The organism is Pauljensenia sp. OF14-1SRA (assembly GCF_027694595.1).
GTDB classification, from domain to species: Bacteria; Actinomycetota; Actinomycetes; order Actinomycetales; family Actinomycetaceae; genus Pauljensenia; species Pauljensenia turicensis_B.
Map to the genome: position 1 here is coordinate 19,409 of NZ_JAQEVQ010000003.1, position 15,690 is coordinate 35,098.

At 54.0% G+C, this 15,690-nt stretch carries 13 protein-coding genes; 1 reads left to right on the top strand and 12 read right to left on the bottom strand.

Annotated elements, in window-relative coordinates; translation table 11 throughout:
- Positions 1-72 precede the first annotated feature (72 nt).
- Genes PG731_RS02620 through PG731_RS02630 form a run of 3 tightly spaced genes read right to left on the bottom strand, consistent with a single transcriptional unit; the run spans position 73 to position 5,035 of the window.
- A complete protein-coding gene (locus PG731_RS02620) occupies positions 73-1,485 on the bottom strand; it encodes a DUF5719 family protein (protein WP_270771957.1) in 1,413 nt (470 codons plus the stop codon).
- Positions 1,482-4,724 carry a glycosyltransferase gene (locus PG731_RS02625; RefSeq protein WP_270771958.1) on the bottom strand — a complete coding sequence of 1,081 codons (3,243 nt, stop codon included), beginning with the start codon at positions 4,722-4,724 and terminating at the stop codon, positions 1,482-1,484. Before PG731_RS02625 ends, PG731_RS02620 begins: the two co-directional genes overlap by 4 nt.
- 14 nt (positions 4,725-4,738) lie before the next feature.
- A complete protein-coding gene (locus tag PG731_RS02630; protein WP_006681336.1) occupies positions 4,739-5,035 on the bottom strand; it encodes a WhiB family transcriptional regulator in 297 nt (98 codons plus the stop codon).
- Positions 5,036-5,256: 221 nt separating this feature from the next.
- Between PG731_RS02630 and PG731_RS02635 the strand changes: the two genes are divergently transcribed.
- The gene (locus PG731_RS02635) at positions 5,257-6,021 is read left to right on the top strand and encodes a hypothetical protein (protein WP_270771963.1); all 765 of its coding nucleotides are present in this window, start codon (positions 5,257-5,259) and stop codon (positions 6,019-6,021) included.
- A gap of 21 nt (positions 6,022-6,042) precedes the next feature.
- Here the strand turns inward: PG731_RS02635 and PG731_RS02640 are convergent, their stop codons facing one another.
- From PG731_RS02640 to rfbA, 9 genes are all read right to left on the bottom strand, one after another.
- Positions 6,043-6,990 carry a glycosyltransferase gene (locus PG731_RS02640; RefSeq protein ID WP_270771965.1) on the bottom strand — a complete coding sequence of 316 codons (948 nt, stop codon included), beginning with the start codon at positions 6,988-6,990 and terminating at the stop codon, positions 6,043-6,045.
- A 3-nt stretch (positions 6,991-6,993) separates the two neighbouring features.
- Complete coding sequence (rfbB, locus tag PG731_RS02645; RefSeq protein WP_270771967.1) at positions 6,994-8,001, bottom strand: dTDP-glucose 4,6-dehydratase; 1,008 nt, start codon at positions 7,999-8,001, stop codon at positions 6,994-6,996.
- Between the two features lie 218 nt (positions 8,002-8,219).
- Positions 8,220-9,191 (bottom strand): glycosyltransferase family 2 protein, encoded by a 972-nt coding sequence (locus PG731_RS02650; RefSeq protein ID WP_270771969.1) that lies wholly within the window; start codon positions 9,189-9,191, stop codon positions 8,220-8,222.
- Positions 9,184-10,374: an ABC transporter ATP-binding protein gene (locus PG731_RS02655; RefSeq protein WP_101627516.1), complete on the bottom strand. Its 1,191-nt coding sequence runs from the start codon at positions 10,372-10,374 to the stop codon at positions 9,184-9,186. Before PG731_RS02655 ends, PG731_RS02650 begins: the two co-directional genes overlap by 8 nt.
- Before the next feature lie 2 nt (positions 10,375-10,376).
- Positions 10,377-11,357 carry an ABC transporter permease gene (locus PG731_RS02660; RefSeq protein WP_270771970.1) on the bottom strand — a complete coding sequence of 327 codons (981 nt, stop codon included), beginning with the start codon at positions 11,355-11,357 and terminating at the stop codon, positions 10,377-10,379.
- A gap of 13 nt (positions 11,358-11,370) precedes the next feature.
- On the bottom strand, positions 11,371-12,321 hold the full coding sequence (locus PG731_RS02665; protein ID WP_270771971.1) for a glycosyltransferase family 2 protein: 951 nt from the start codon (positions 12,319-12,321) through the stop codon (positions 11,371-11,373).
- A complete protein-coding gene (locus tag PG731_RS02670) occupies positions 12,311-13,234 on the bottom strand; it encodes an NAD-dependent epimerase/dehydratase family protein (RefSeq protein WP_101627518.1) in 924 nt (307 codons plus the stop codon). Before PG731_RS02670 ends, PG731_RS02665 begins: the two co-directional genes overlap by 11 nt.
- Complete coding sequence (locus tag PG731_RS02675) at positions 13,227-14,501, bottom strand: rhamnosyltransferase WsaF family glycosyltransferase (RefSeq protein ID WP_270771976.1); 1,275 nt, start codon at positions 14,499-14,501, stop codon at positions 13,227-13,229. Before PG731_RS02675 ends, PG731_RS02670 begins: the two co-directional genes overlap by 8 nt.
- 101 nt (positions 14,502-14,602) lie before the next feature.
- Positions 14,603-15,463: a glucose-1-phosphate thymidylyltransferase RfbA gene (gene rfbA / locus PG731_RS02680; protein ID WP_006681346.1), complete on the bottom strand. Its 861-nt coding sequence runs from the start codon at positions 15,461-15,463 to the stop codon at positions 14,603-14,605.
- Between the last annotated feature and the right edge of the window lie 227 nt (positions 15,464-15,690).

Here is a 15,690-nt window from a genome sequence, read left to right on the forward strand (position 1 = left end):
TTACCTAGTTGAAAACACACTGCCAGCCGGGACGTCGTCAGGGCTAGGCAGGAATGTATTACCGGGACGTCGTCAGGGGCCGACGTGGACCCTAGCTTGTTGCGTTGCCAACCCTCCGGTGCCGACATTCCACGTTGCGTGCACAACACCATTCGGAGTTGTTGCGCTGACAACGATGGAGGCGTAAATCGGCTGATCAGACGTAACCTTGCCGTTATCTCTAGGAAGATCAACGACGGTGGTTGTGCCCGCAGGAACTTGGACTTCTTGACCAGCAACGCTGACCGTAGCGTCTGAGGATGCATCCGTGAGAGGATTCACCAATACCATCTGCGCAATCACGTCGCTCACACCGGAGTTACTTTCCAGAGACGTTGCCCGCAGAGGCGTGGCACTCAGTTCCTTTGTCACCAGATCACTCAGGGTTGCTAACCCTGGAACATCTGCCTTCGAGATAGCGTTCGCAGTGGCGATATTCGACAGGATCGTCCACGTCTGATCCGTCTGCGCCCACTTTCCGCCATCCCACGATTGTTCAAGGGCACTCACGACCGGCGCATTGGAAGTGACCATAATGCCACTGGCGGTTGATGCGATACCCGTCAGTGGAATATCCAAAACGGTTTGGGCATCAATTTCCAGTTCTGTTCCTTCGACAACCTTTGACCCGTCCTCGCCGATCAAGGTGACCTGAATCGACGCCGGGTCTTCCCCCGGGACACCGATGCGGAGAGTCGATGCTGTTTCACCACCAAGACCCGCGAACACTGCTTGTGTCGCAGGTTTCGTGGACGCACTCCATGTGGCGCCAGCGGGGATTTCGCCATCCAATCGGGAAGTTTGAGCCCACGCGGAGACGCCCGCCGAATCGGACTCAATATGCAGGGCGATTCTCTCTTCGTCGGGGTACCAGCCCGAGGGCACGACGGTGATCGTTTTCCCAGCGGGCACGGTGAGCGTGTGCGGAGCATCGTCCAGCAATCCGATCGGCCCGTAGCCGGTCACGGAAACGGTTGCTGGGGTTGCACTGGGGTTGGCCAGAGCAAGAACAACGTCATTACCCGCATACGTCGAGCCCACAAGAATCCATTGATCGCCGCTGGGAAGTGAGCAGCCCGTGGCTGACAATCCCAGTAGCTCTCCGCCACCTTGGCCAGTGATGACAACACCTGTAGGAACGCTGAGTTCTTCATTTGGCGCCCCTGAGGTAGTGATCGATCGGGCCAGTTCATCACCGTTTGTAGGGGCAAGAGTCGACCAGATGTGTCCTGTAGTCGTGGTGGCAGGAGTCGATGCGAATGGGTCAATGATTCCCGGTGGACATGCAAGAGTCACCGAGGACGGGGCAGCCGTGATGACGGGTGTTTCGATCGTCGTGGGTTCTTCACCGGACAGGAACGTTGTAGCGCTACCAGCACCCCCCAAGAGTGCAAGCGCACCAAGGGAAGCGAGCAGTGCGACCGGTTTGTTCATGCGTTCAGTCATGAGCGGCGCTTCCTCCACGGTATACCAGCCAAGAACGCGAATCCTAGAGCCACCAGTGATGCGATCATCCACGGGAGTTGCCACCAGCTTTGATGCCACACGTGAAGCTCTCCGTCGGTAACCCCACTAAATGCTTGCGCCCAGCCATTGGAGGCCAGCTGCGGGGTGAGCTCGGTTCCGTTCACTGTTGCTTTCCAGCCCGAATGCGCGCGTTCTGCCAGTTGCACTGTCACATTCGTTCCGGTGTTTTCAACCGTTCCACGCGCATCAAGCAAGCCGGAGTCGAGGCTGGCGACAGTGCCGTTCGCATTCAGTGTCACCCGAGCAGGGGTACGGCCCTGCGGGCGGATACGCCACAGGTATCCCGCATCGGTTTCGCCAACGCGTTCAATGTCGGGGGCAGATGCCAGTGCTTGCACGAACTGCTGGACTTGTACGCAGTCAGAGCGCACCAGAATCGAGTCGATTCCGTGTTCACCGATTGCCTGGACTGTAGAAGCGTCAGGGTAGGAAACGAGCGTGAGCACCAGCGTTTGAAGGTCTGCTGTTGCCGCGTCAGATGGCACACCCGCGGTGGCCTCGTGGTAGGCGATCGCGCGGGTAAGCGCTGTTGAGTCGGTGAATGACGGCCCGTTTGCGCGCCATACGTTGGCGTCAATGACGAAGAATGTTGCGTCTGCGTCCAGGACAAGGACGCGTCCTGCAGTTTCGGACATTTGCGCCTGCTTGGACACTGCCGCGATCGCATTCGGGTTGGCGACGACGTGGTCTGAAGTCAAGCGTTGAGTTTGCGTCAAGTCGCCGTCAGCGCCAAGCGCACGAATGTGAGTGAAAGCAGGAAGCGCCCCACCGGCGACGATTCCGATTGTGCCGATGAAAGCGACGAGTTTCAGCCAGAACGATGCTTTGGCGTCCCACGTCTTGGCGTGAGAGGACGAAAGTGCAATGGCAACAAGCATACCGACCGCGCCAAGCGAGAAGTAGGTGCCGGTCCAGATAGTTGTCGTGGTTGCTCCGCTCAGACCTGCATCGAGTCTGGAGGCGAAGGGTGTCGACGCAAGAATCAGTGCACTGGTGAACACGATCAGTGGGACGACGCGGTTGCGACGGTGCGCGCCAAGCGTCGACGTGGTCATGACTGCGAAGGAGCATGCCACTCCCCCGATGATTAAGAATGCCGAAGGCGCGACCCAGATGCTCATTTCAAGAATCGACGAGGCCGCGCTTCCCAATCCGAGCAGCGTGAACCACGAGGGCGCACTCGTGGAAGCAAAGGTTCCGCCCGAGGCATCCAGCAGGGCTCGCCAGCCTCCGGGACTGGTCAGGGCGAAAGCGTAGAGCGGAGTGACAAGGGCAACCGAAGGAAGAAGAGCGAGCAGAGCGCGAACCCATGGCAGGCGCCGGGTTGCGGTAGCCACAATCAGCGCGAAGAGCACTGCAAGAAGCACGAAAGGAAGCGCTGCTACAAGGAAGGCCGAAGTCAACGCAAAGCGCGCTAACGCACCGGTTCGTTCCGACCTGGGCAGTTCCACAACCCCTTGCGCTCCGGCAATTCGCAGAGGCTCTGGCGCAATGACAACGCGGAACCATTGGTCAACGGCAAGGGGAAGCAGGACGTGGAAGAGTGCCGGTCCGATACGCCCCTGCGAGGCGGCAAGGCTAAGGGACGGAAGGAATGCCCACGCGAGCGATCCCAGGGCACGCACTGCGATGGACTGAGTCAGACGACCGGTCAGGTGCCATGCGCTCAGGCAGGCAAGTGGCCCGGTGAGCATCGCAATGATGCCGATAACGGTAGTCGGTTCGATGCCGGCAAAAGAGAAAGGCCACGTAATAAGTGCGAAGGGAATCAACAGCGGATCGTTAGGGCCGGCCATGCCATCGCCACCGGGGATCCACGAAGCCCATGCTGCGTCCCAAAGATCGCTCCACGACGAAGGGAGAGTACGCCACGCGCCACCGCTCACTGACGAGGTGCGTCCCCACCAGAAGGCCACGCTGAGAGTGATCGCGACGAACATGATGGTGGCGAAAGCTGCGCGTGAGCGCGAACGATACTGAGCGCGCGATGTGGTAACCAGCTGGTCTTCGTCTTTGTCTTGACCGATTGCCTGGCGTCGTCTGCGCGCACTGTCACGCACCTGTCGACCGCTTGCGTACAGCTCGCGAAGCACCTTGACGGGAACGATACGGCTACGTGCTGCACGGTGACGCGCTAAGAGCAGGTGCGGGGTTATCGCAATCAGATGCAACCATGCCCGCAATTCAGGCCAGAACAGTTCACTGCGACCGGTGACTAAGCGTCCAAAAGCACGTGCGGGCGACCAGAAGGCAAGCCAGAGCGCCAAGAACGGCAAAGTGAAGGCTCGCACGCCCTTTGCCCAGTTATAGAGCTGAGCAAAGCGACGCTGACCAAAACTCATATCACGAGGGACGCGGGTGGGAAGGGAGGCAGGCTGGTTGAACAGATCGAGAACGCTGGCGTCGTCACTCGCCGTTGCAGGCTGGTCGTCTAACGACTCTTCAGTGTTTTCGCTGAGCGCCAGCAGTGCCGGAGGAATGTACGAGGTGCGAAGGTGGCGAACCTTCGCTTTGGGCGCTACAACAACGCGATAGCCGGCAAGGTGCAACCGGCGGGAGAAATCAAGGCCTTCTCCGAACGGACCAAGAGCAGTGTCAAATCCTCCCACCGCGTTCCAGGCAACGGTGGAGACGAGCATTCCCGCGGTGCCGACGCCCAGGACATCAGAGGTTGAGTCGTATTGTCCTTGGTCAATTTCGCCACTAAGAATTCCGTCAGCTCGACGCGCGGTGGACGTTGCCTGAATACCGCATTCAATGATGTGGGACCCATCGGAGCACATTTGTTTTGGACCGACGGCACCGATGGTGCGTGAGCGGTCTGCATTTGCCCAGAGGGCATTCAAGCAGTCTGGTTCAGGAATGGAATCGGAGTGAAGAACCCACGCCCACGCGTAGGTGTTCAGAGCAGCGTCTTTATCGGCGAACGCCTGGTTGAGGGCCTGCGAAATGTTCTTGGCGCGGGGCGCGCTGATTCTGCGAGCCTTGGGAGCAATGCGACCAATGAGCCCGGCAATTTCAGTGTCTGACGCTGGAGAACAGTCGATGACATAGGTTGCACCAGGCTTCATTGTCTGGGTTTGAACGGCAGCGAGGACGTCGCTGAGGGTTTCCGTGGCCTCGTGAGCAACAACGAGAGCTACGAGAGAGGAGCTCACTGGAGAGTCATCTTTCAGATAGCGAGGCGACGCATACGACGGCGTTCGCGCTCTGACAGCCCGCCCCAAATACCGAATCGCTCGTCGTGTTCGAGAGCGTACTGCAAGCATTCTTCACGAACTTCGCAGGACTGGCAGACAGCTTTTGCTTCGCGTGTTGACCCGCCTTTTTCGGGGAAGAAGGCTTCCGGGTCGGTCTGCGCGCAGAGTGCGTGCTCCTGCCATGCAAGAGGGCCATCAATCGACGCGTAGAAGTCAGCATCGAGTGCTTCAGACCAAGAAATCGGTCCGTCACCGAGAATGTTCCACACGTGAATATCTCCTTGCAGTTTTACATCAATATAAGAATTACACGCGTGTCATCTTCATAAGTCAAGCCCGAGGGAGTAATTGAGAAATCCTTGCCTGTCAGTTGCGAGGAGTGAACTTTTGTGGTTAGCCAGTATTTGTGCGCCTCACGCGGGTTTTCGGCAGGAATCCGGCATTGTTATTCGATGAGCTTGGAGAACATCTGTCCACTACGATTCCACTTATGACCACTTTCCCGCAGCTCATTTCGCTTCTGGCGACACGTTCATCCCCGCAGATGACGATCTATTCGCAAGAACGCGTTGAGTTCAACGGACCGGTCATTGCCCGCTGGTTCGCGAAGGTCGCGAATCTTCTCGGAAGCAACCTTGCTTCAAACCTGTTTGACGACCCCTTTGGCTTCGAAACTCCTTCAGCCGTCCCTTCTAACTCCAACGATGAGACGCGCCAAGCACTGTGCCTCGCCGTAGGCCCGTGGCAGAAGCTCGTGTGGAGCGTTCCCGCGCTTGCTATGGGATTGAAGCTCTGCAGTGATCCAGCAAGGCTAGGTGTTTCCGACATCCTCGTGACAGATTCGGTTGACGAGGCCTCACGCGACGCGCTGAAGCGCGGCGCGTGGGTGTTAGCCCAACCAAGCAACTACCTCGCATTCTCGTGGAATGGAAAGCCCCTGCCTGATGGAATGCTCGATGCGCTCTCAGAGGTCGGCGCTCAAAGCGACGCACTCGAAGTACCCATTCCACAGCTGGCCCCCGCATCCGTTGAAGAAGCGTGCAGCATCACCCATCTGTTTCCAGCAGACACCGCGTCTTCTGAATCGCAACGCATTGCCCTTTATCAGTTGGATCATTGCGCGCCCATCGCAGTCACGCACTGGTTAAGTGGGCGCAGCCTCGTACTTATTGATCCGAAACTGTATTCCGAGCAAGAGGCACAACGAATCGCTGAATCAGAAGGCGCATCGCTCCTTCACGACGGCGCGCACTGAACGCGACCGAACAACCGGCAACTACCACACGCCCAAAACGTGTGCGAGCGCCAGCTGGAAACCTTCACGAGGCTTGCGTCGAATCTGACGCCAACGGCGCGCGAACTTCAGGCGACCAGAAACAGACGTGTCCTCAAGCTCGCCGATCAGCCTACTCAGATCCTCCATCACCTGATCGTCATACGTTGCCACCTGACGCACGGCACGCGCAACCGCCAAGAACTGACCACGATAGAAACCGCTACGCAGACGCGCAAAACGGTCCGCATACGCTCCCAATCCCCTATTCGCGCCCTGCACATTCGCTTCATGCTGACGATAATCCAGGGTTGGCGTCGCACTCACAATCCACTTGGCACCAATCGCACGCGAAATCGCATACACGTACCAATCGTGGACACCGATAGCAGAGTAGTCCAAAAGCTCCAGAGCATCACGAAGTTTTTCATGGAATTCCGGCGTAAAAACATACGTCGACCCCGGTCCGGCAGCCTCAAAAATGTGGTCCCATCGTTGCATGGCACCCGCTTTATCAATCAGAGTCTTCTTCCCCGACTGATCGAAGCTCGTGACATTCGAGGATGTCACATCCGCATGTTCAGCTTCAAGAATCGCAATCTGTCTGGACAACTTATCCAGATGCCACACATCATCTTGATCCGTAAACGCAACATACGAACCATCCGGACGATGTGTCATGAACAGATGAAGAAAATTCCCCGTCACACCCGGCGTACCGTCGCGAGGCGGAAGAAACTGAATACGTCGATCCTGACCAGCGCGCTTTGCAACGTGTTCAACAGTGCCGTCTGTTGACCCGTCATCAGAAACGAGCAACGTTACGTCGACGCCCCTCTGCTCAAGGATTGAATCGATTTGCTCGTCAATCCACGTCCGACCGTTGTAGGTCGCCATTAAGACCGTGACGCGCGGGTTTTCACCCAACGCGCCACGTGCTTGGCTATCCACGAATCAGTGACCTTCAGCCGCGTACTTCGCTTCGACGGCTTCCTTCAGCGGCGCCCACCATGCTTCGTTATCGGTGTACCACTTGATCGTGTCGGCAAGACCCGAGCGGAAGTCCGTGAAGTGAGGCTCCCACCCAAGTTCTTCGCGCAGCTTCGTATTATCGATCGCGTAGCGCAGGTCGTGGCCAGGGCGATCGGCGACATGATCGAAATCGTCTGCCGGGTAGCCCATCAATTCGTTCAGGATCGTGACAACATCGTGGTTGTTCGTTTCACCGTCAGCGCCAATCAGGTATGTTTCGCCGATACGACCCTTCATCAGAATGTCCCAGACCGCCGTGTTGTGGTCACGAACATGGATCCAGTCGCGGACGTTCAGACCATCGCCGTACAGGCGCGGACGGACACCGCGCAGACGGTTCGTGATCATGCGAGGAATGAACTTCTCGATGTGCTGGTAGGGGCCGTAGTTGTTCGAGCAGTTCGAAATCGTTGCTTCCACACCGAACGAACGCACCCACGCGCGAACCAGAAGGTCCGAGCCAGCCTTCGATGCCGAGTAGGGCGACGAGGGGTTGTAGGGGGTGGTCGGCGTGAACTTAGCGGGATCGTCCAGTTCCAGATCGCCGTAGACCTCGTCGGTTGAAATGTGGTGGAAACGGACCTTGTGGCGTCGGACTGCTTCAAGCAGGGTGAACGTACCAACCAGGTTCGTCTGAACGAACGGCGACGGATCGTTCAGAGAGTTGTCATTGTGCGACTCGGCAGCAAAGTGCACAACAGCATCAGCCTTCGCAACGACTGAATCGACAAGATCAGCATCCGCAATGTCGCCTTCAATGACACTCAGTCGCTTCGCCATGTCCTCGGACACGTCGGTCAACGAGCCACGGTTGCCTGCGTAGGTGAACGCATCAAGAACAACAACATCCACATCCGGATGGTCTTCAAGAAGAGTATGGACGAAGTTGGCTCCGATGAAACCAGCACCACCAGTAACGACGATTCGCACGATGAACTCCTAACGAATGAACAGTTATAGGCAATTATGCCGTACGAGGACAATGAATGAGCCTCAGACGCACCATCAACCAGAAAGACAAGCCGAGGGAAACACATTTCTTGATGCCGTGCCTGCGAGCACAAGAAGCCCGGATCACCCGAGGGGAGAAACAGGCACTCCCCTGGTCCCCATCAGCTGGATTGGTGCCCATCAGCTAGATGAACGTCTTAGGAATCAAAGCTTCGCAGAAGATCACGACCGAACGCCCAGATACCTCGCGAATACTTCGAGTAGTTGCCTTTAAATGCCTCACTCATAAGCGCTGGGATCCGAGAAAAATGCCCTTTGGGCATGAGTGAACGAGCCTGCTGATGCTTCACAGCTTCTTCAAGGCGGTGTCGTTGTTCGGCTGTGCCACGCTGTGTTGTATTGACGAAGTGGGATGCGCTGAGGGCTCGCGTCAAGCGTCGCACATCATCATCAGAGTCTGCTGAAATCTTGCGTTTGATCTGAACAGATAACGGTTCTTTTTTCGCGCCAATTTGGTTGTTCTCATGCTGGCGATAGTCCGTCAGGGCTTCTGGAAGAAGAACCAGCTGACGGTCAAAAGCGGCAATGAACGCAAGCCACTCGTCGTGGATCCAGCCGTCAGGAACCGGCATAATACTGCGCGCGAATTCCCCCTTCACCGCAGCCGTTGCGCCCGTAACAAGGTTCCGCTTGAGTAGTACCGCGAGCGCATCGCCATCGACGAGGTTCCGTTTCTCCCACGCGCTGACGTTGAGCTCTTCAAGAAGCGCCGATCCCTTTGGATTCCCCTCAGCGTCGACAAGGCGGGCATCGGAATGAACGAGCTCTTTGTCGTCAAGAGCTTCAACGAGTTTCTCAACTTTGTCCTGATGCCAGACATCATCCTGATCGCACAAAATAATGACGTCACCGGTCGTCGCGCTGATTGCATCAGCAAAGTTACTCCTGACGCCAAGGCCGGGATTATGACGCCGGACCATGAGGTCGATGTTTGTTCCAGCTACACGCTCTTCAACTTTCTGAACTGTGGTGTCACTAGAGGCGTCATCGCCCAGAACAATTTCATCCACCGGCATGGATTGAGCCAGAATCGACTCAATCTGCTGAGCAATAAATCGTTCGCCGTTATACGTACACAGGGCGACACTGATGCGCGGAGAATCAATCATTGAAAGTAATTGTTGGCATCATCGCAATCGGCCCCGTACCTGCATAAGGCCCAGCAACGATCAAGTCCCACGCGTTGTGGCGATGATTGATGGTCCTCCCAAGTCCATCTGCAATCCCCGCATGAAGGCGATACATTCCATCCCCAAGAGGAAGATTAGGAATCGAGAATGTGACTCGATTCTGACCCGTAACTGAAGGCATCACCGATTTTGAGGCATTGGTATCAAATGTAAACAAGTGCTGACCAAGATTGGTTTCGAATGTAATACCAACCAGCCAGTCATCCATTTTCTCTTCAGTGGTGAAAACCATCTGGACTTTCATATCATCGCCAGTATTCAGGCGATGAACACGATTGCCGTGTGCGTCCTCAATATAAACATCATCGAGACGGACTTTGCCAAACAAGTAATCTGAAGGATCGCTTTCCTTCTGTTCCCTATCGGCAAGCTCAAATGCTTCACGAAGAGCATGAACTGCTTCTTGCGTATTGCCGTCAAAAACAACGTGTCCATGATCGAGAACAACACCGCGGTCACAGACCGCATTCACTTGATCTGCTGAGTGCGAGACAAGAAGAATCGTTCGTCCTTCACGTTGAAATTCGGAAATCTTATCCATGCACTTTCGTTGGAATGGCTCATCACCAACCGCAAGGACTTCATCAACAAGAAGAATGTCCGGATCCGAGTGAACCGCAACTGCAAAGGCTAGGCGCACATACATTCCGGAGGAATAGAACTTCACCTGAGTGTCGATGAAGCGTTCGATTCCAGAAAAGGCAACGATCTCATCGAACTGTCGTTCAGTCTCCACGCGAGTCATGCCAAGAACTGATGCATTGAGAAAGACGTTCTCTCTACCAGTTAAATCCTGATGGAAGCCAGCTCCAAGCTCAAGTAAAGCCGCCATGCGCCCACGTGTAGTCACCGTTCCTGTCGTCGGACGAATGATCGAGCCCATGATTTTAAGCAGTGTAGATTTACCAGAACCGTTGTGTCCCATCAGACCGACTGTTTGATTCATTGGGATCGACAAAGAAACGTCTTCCAACGCATTAAACTCTTCGATATGAGCTTTTGAAGAATGGACGACTCGATCCTTTATCGACATATCTCGATGGATCTTAAAAGATTTTGACACATTATCTACACGGATAACATCTGGATAAGTCTTAGCCATTATCACAGCTCCTGTGCGAAGTTACCTTCGAGACGCACAAACACGCGGTGCGCTCCGAAAAGAAGAAGAATTCCGACAATCAAAGCAATTGTCATGCGGAGAATCATATGAGTGGGATAGGGAGCATCGACTCCTGCCGCCCACATTGTCCTTTGGAACCCAAGAATTGCTAGGGTAATTGGATTAGCCAGGTACAGTTCAAGAATCCATCCGGAAACCGTGTTTGCTACGAAAGAATAGGAATAGACAATAGGGGAAGCCCAGAATCCTAGAAATGTAATCACTTCAATCAGATGTTGAACATCACGCAAGTAAACATTTATTGCTGAGAGAAATAAGCCTCCAGCCAAGCCGTAAACGATAAGGAGAAGAAGGGCTAGCGGAAAGAATACGAGTAAATGCAGATGCGGGAATTGAAAAGTACATACGACAGCAATCAGGAGGATGATGAACTGAGTTAAGAAGTTAACAAGCGCATTTCCTGCAACAGATAGTGGGAATACCTCACGTGGAAGGTAAACCTTCTTTACAAGCCCGGAATTTGCGACAATTGATCCGGTTCCTCCATTAATAATGTCAGCGAATAGCGTCCATGCTGTCAATCCGGAGAAGACGAAGATAGCAAACTGCGGGATACCTCGCGCTGCTCCAAGAAAATGGCCAATAACGATGAAGTAGATCAGCAATTGTGCCAGTGGCTTCACTAGCGACCAGGCAAAACCGAAAGATGAGTCCTTGTATTTTGCTTTAAGCTCTCGTCTGACAAGGTAGCCGAACAGTTCTCGACGTCGCCACAGATCTCGGACAGCCGTCCGCGTACCTTTGATAATTCCCGTCTTGTCCCCGAGCTCTTTAAGAGGTTCTTGAACCAGGCGTGCTTCCCGATCAGCAACGATCTTGTCGAGTGTTTCTGGTGTCATCCCTGATAATTCGGCTCCTGATTCAGAGGGGCTATGAAACTCTGAGTTCGCTCTTGTAGTCACTTCAGTCTCCCCCTCATTCGCCATAGCGCTTCAAGGCTGAACGCACTCCTCGACGTACGCCTCGCCAGCGCTGGACATGATAGGCCGGGTTCACAAGCAACCCGTGAAGCTTTCGTTTGGTCGTAACCTCGCGATCACGAACTAAACGAACCGCATCCCGAAGAACTCCACCAACAACAAGCTTTATGACTGTAGGAATCGACGGAAGGGCTACATCAATCCCGACTTCGCGAAGGCCCTGCGTTTCTTCGAACATGCGATCATCGTATTCTAAGATCGTCATCTCGTTAGAGTGCCAAACGACAGCTCGCGGAGCATACGCCTTGATATAGCCAGCATCAATGACATCTCGGCCAAGCAACTGATCCTCGGCATACGAAACATCACGGTAAGGGATCTCGCCTGTGAGCACTGAACGACGAGCTGCCGAATTCACGTCGGAATAGAAGGTCACCGCATTACGCACGCCCTCGTCCTGAATGAAATCATCGTCGTAGAACAAGGTTGTACCGTGCATCGGCCCAAAACTGGCAAAGGTGTTTTTCACGTCGTAGCGCAGCAATGGGAACGCATCTGCACGAGGCGCTTGAGAACCCATGACTGCAACAATGCGCTCGCTAATATCAAAGGGAGCGGTAATCTCATGGAGCCAGCGATCAGATGCTGGAGTCGCATCGTGAGTCAGGTAGACAACATAGCGCCCCTTAGCCAAGTGGGCACCAAGGTTGCGTGTTTTTCCATGACCAAACCCGCTATTCGGGATCTGATGAAGCCTGACCCACGGATTCTTCGCGATGATGTCGAGCGTCGAGTCTGTGGATCCCGAATCAATGACGAGCGTTTCAAACGTGCCACCATAGCGCTGAGCATGAACCGCATTAAGAATTTCCTCAAGGTGTTGCTCACCGTTATAGGTCAGAATGACGACTGTTGCGTCGAATTCATATTCTTTTTCAGAAGCCATGTTCACAAATCTCCTGCCACGTACGTTGAATACCGACCTCAAGTTCAGTCATTTCGAACGGTCCGAACTCGTTTTGGATGCGTGTCGTGTCAAGAACGCTACCGTGGACATAGGTGCTGGGAACGTCACGGTATTCGATAACAGGATGCCTACCCGTCACGTTGACCATCGCGTCGACAAGTTCGTTCACCGTAGTACCACGTCCCGAACCAACGTTGTATACCGGCTGGCTTGGCCCCGTCGAAATCATCGTAGCGACGATATTCGCGAAATCTTTGACATAGATGTAGTCACGGAACATCGTTCCGTCTCCCATCACTGTCAGAGGCATATTGTTCAGAATATTCCTCAAGAAAATCGGAATAATTCCCTGGCGCTTATGCGGGTTTTGACGAGTCCCATACGGGTTCGAAATACGGAAACTCGTTGAACGCAAACCGTATTTCCGTTCAAAGAAACGCATATAGTTCTCGATGGCAAGTTTTCCAATGCCGTAGGGAGAAACTGGTAGCGTCAAGTCGTCTTCAGAGAACTTTTCTTGATCGCGATCTCCGTAGATCGTGCCACCTGAAGAAGCAAAGTAGACATGCTCGACTCCCTCGTCAGCACAGATCTGGAACAACTCAACCGAGCCAAGAATGTTCGTGCGAATATCCACGATCGGGTCATTTTCTGCTGTTGCAGGATCCGTCGTCGACAGCATGTGAACGACAATCTGCTTGCCATGAACGGCGCGACGAAGATCAGCTATGTTCAGAAAGTTTCCGTCAACGATATCAACGCCTTCCGAGGCCCAATGGCTAGTCCCCGAAAACATGTCGAATACGGTGACACAATGCTCCCGTACTACGAGAGCATCCACGAGGTGGGATCCAAGAAAACCGTTTCCGCCAATGACGAGAATGTCAGCCACGCATTGCCTCCTCGAATGCGGCGACAAATTGAGCCCCCGCATCGTCCCACGAGAAATCCGAAACGGACGAGGCTGCCTCGCAAGATTTTTCAATCTGCTGAGAATCATCGAGAATTTCAACGATTCTATGTGCCAACGCCTTTGGCGACAGTGGCGTGTATGCGATATGTGGATTATCTGAAACCAGACGGTTATTCTCTGCGTCATTGACGACCGGGATCGTTCCACACGAAAGCAATTCAAGTGGGAGCAACGACATGTTCGTCAGTGACATGACCAGAGCGGCCGCACATTTGTTGTAGAGAGGACTCAAATCACTGATACTCATCGCACCATGATCGATAAAGTCGAATGGCACATCCCAACCACCGAGACGCCATCCTGCCATGTGAATCGTTGTCTGAGGACGTAGCCGTTTCACTTCAGCAAGAGTCATGACCCCCAGCTCAAACCCTCGACGAGCTGTCACTGGTCGCGCATAGAAGAACACATCTGATCGGCGCTGTTCATTCGTTCGCTTATACAGCGAAAAATCTGCCGCAAAATCGAAGGGATGTGTTTTCATTCCGTAGTCAGTGGAAAGCTTCTTTGCAAGCCAGCGTCCAGCAGTGAAAGCTTCAAAGCCGAAGCGGTACGTATTTTCGGCAAGCACGGATTCGGAGCCAACAGAGTAGAACGATGGCTCGAAGTCCTGCACAAAGTAGTATCTGCGCGCATTTGAACGGTCGAGGTACGAGGGGTATGCCGTCTCCCAACCGGTGGAGAAGATCGCGTCGACTTCTTCGCCGACTCCAGCCGATGGCGAATACACTTCGATTGAAGCATTCAACTGAGGATAAGCAACCGAGTCACGAAGTATCTTTTGGATGCCTTTGATGTTGATCGGCAGGGGGTTAGAGGAATAGAGAAAGATCTTGACCGTATGTCCGGCTTGTTCCAAGAAAGAAAGGAAACGGAATATATTCTGGTGTCCACCTGAATGCTCTCCGGGGGGAGACATAATCCAGGCAGTCGTAAATGGGCCGTCTCCGACCGATCGAGGCTCTTGTTTCCACTGCGGATCTACTGTCCAGTCAGCAACCGCTGCATCCTCGAACTTCACCAACGAAGCATTTCTTCGTCCTCTGAGCCCACCCGCATTTTTGGGAGAGGATAAGTGAGTGCCCACTCCGAGGAAGAGGCGCCCTACTGTCAGTCGTGCGCCGTTACGTTTGTAATACGAGGCGCCCAGCTTTGAATAGTTCGCGAGCTTCTTCATTCCATTCATACGCGTCAGTGTATATGTCCGATGCCTTGATACAGGGCAGTACATACACAGGTCTGCCAGTTCCCCATCACACGACGTTGACGGGAAACTGACAGATCAGATCACTTCAACAGGTCCAGCAGGTACTGCCCGTAACCGGACTTCACCAGCGGTTCAGCGCGCTGACGCAGTCCTTCATCATCAATGAAGCCCATACGCCAAGCCACTTCTTCAGGAGCTCCAACCTTCATCCCCTGGCGTGCTTCCACTGTACGAACGAAGTTCGTTGCATCAGCAAGGGAATCAAATGTTCCAGTATCGAGCCAAGCAGTACCTCGAGGGAGAACCTCAACTTGAAGCTTTCCTGCTTCAAGGTAAACCTTGTTCACATCCGTGATTTCGTATTCACCGCGTGCGGAAGGCTTGAGATTCTTCGCGATCTCTACGACGTTATTGTCGTAGAAGTACAGACCGGGAACCGCATAGTTCGACTTCGGATGAGCAGGCTTTTCTTCAATAGAAATTGCGGTGTAGTTATCATCGAATTCAACGACACCGTACGCGGTTGGATCTGCCACATGGTAGGCGAACACTGCACCACCATCAGGATCCACATGACGGCGAAGCTTCGTGCCCATACCGGGACCGTAGAAGATGTTGTCACCAAGAACGAGAGCCGCGGGGTCAGTTCCAACATGATCAGCACCAAGGACAAATGCCTGGGCAAGTCCGTTCGGCACTTCTTGAACAGCATACGAGATATTGACACCAAGCTGTGAGCCATCGCCCAGCAGGCGGTGGAAAGCTTCGGCATCATGAGGTGTCGTAATAACGAGGACGTCTTGGATACCTGCAAGCATCAGCGTTGACAACGGATAGTAGATCATCGGTTTGTCATACACCGGGACAAGCTGTTTTGACGTTCCCAATGTAATTGGATTCAATCGGGTTCCTGATCCGCCGGCAAGGATAATGCCCTTCATCGTTCCTCCGCAGGTTGAGTGCGCGCACTGATCGACTTACTTGTGCACCTTGACGCACATTATGCCAAGACTTTTTCTAATGTTGCGCATCACACTCACACATGTACCAGAGTGCAACTGAGGAATATCACCGTCTGCTTCACCGATAAACGGCCCCCTATCACCTAAACTCGTTCCAGTACTAGTTTCCACTCAGCGCCAGCCATGGATGTAGGAGCACGATTCAC

Coding starts and splice junctions, on each gene's coding strand:
- PG731_RS02620 (WP_270771957.1), bottom strand. CDS start 1,485: ATGACTGAACGCATGAACAAACCGGTCGCACTGCTCGCTTCCCTTGGT.
- PG731_RS02635 (WP_270771963.1), top strand. CDS start 5,257: ATGACCACTTTCCCGCAGCTCATTTCGCTTCTGGCGACACGTTCATCC.
- PG731_RS02650 (WP_270771969.1), bottom strand. CDS start 9,191: ATGATTGATTCTCCGCGCATCAGTGTCGCCCTGTGTACGTATAACGGC.
- PG731_RS02655 (WP_101627516.1), bottom strand. CDS start 10,374: ATGGCTAAGACTTATCCAGATGTTATCCGTGTAGATAATGTGTCAAAA.
- PG731_RS02665 (WP_270771971.1), bottom strand. CDS start 12,321: ATGGCTTCTGAAAAAGAATATGAATTCGACGCAACAGTCGTCATTCTG.
- PG731_RS02675 (WP_270771976.1), bottom strand. CDS start 14,501: ATGAATGGAATGAAGAAGCTCGCGAACTATTCAAAGCTGGGCGCCTCG.
- rfbA (WP_006681346.1), bottom strand. CDS start 15,463: ATGAAGGGCATTATCCTTGCCGGCGGATCAGGAACCCGATTGAATCCA.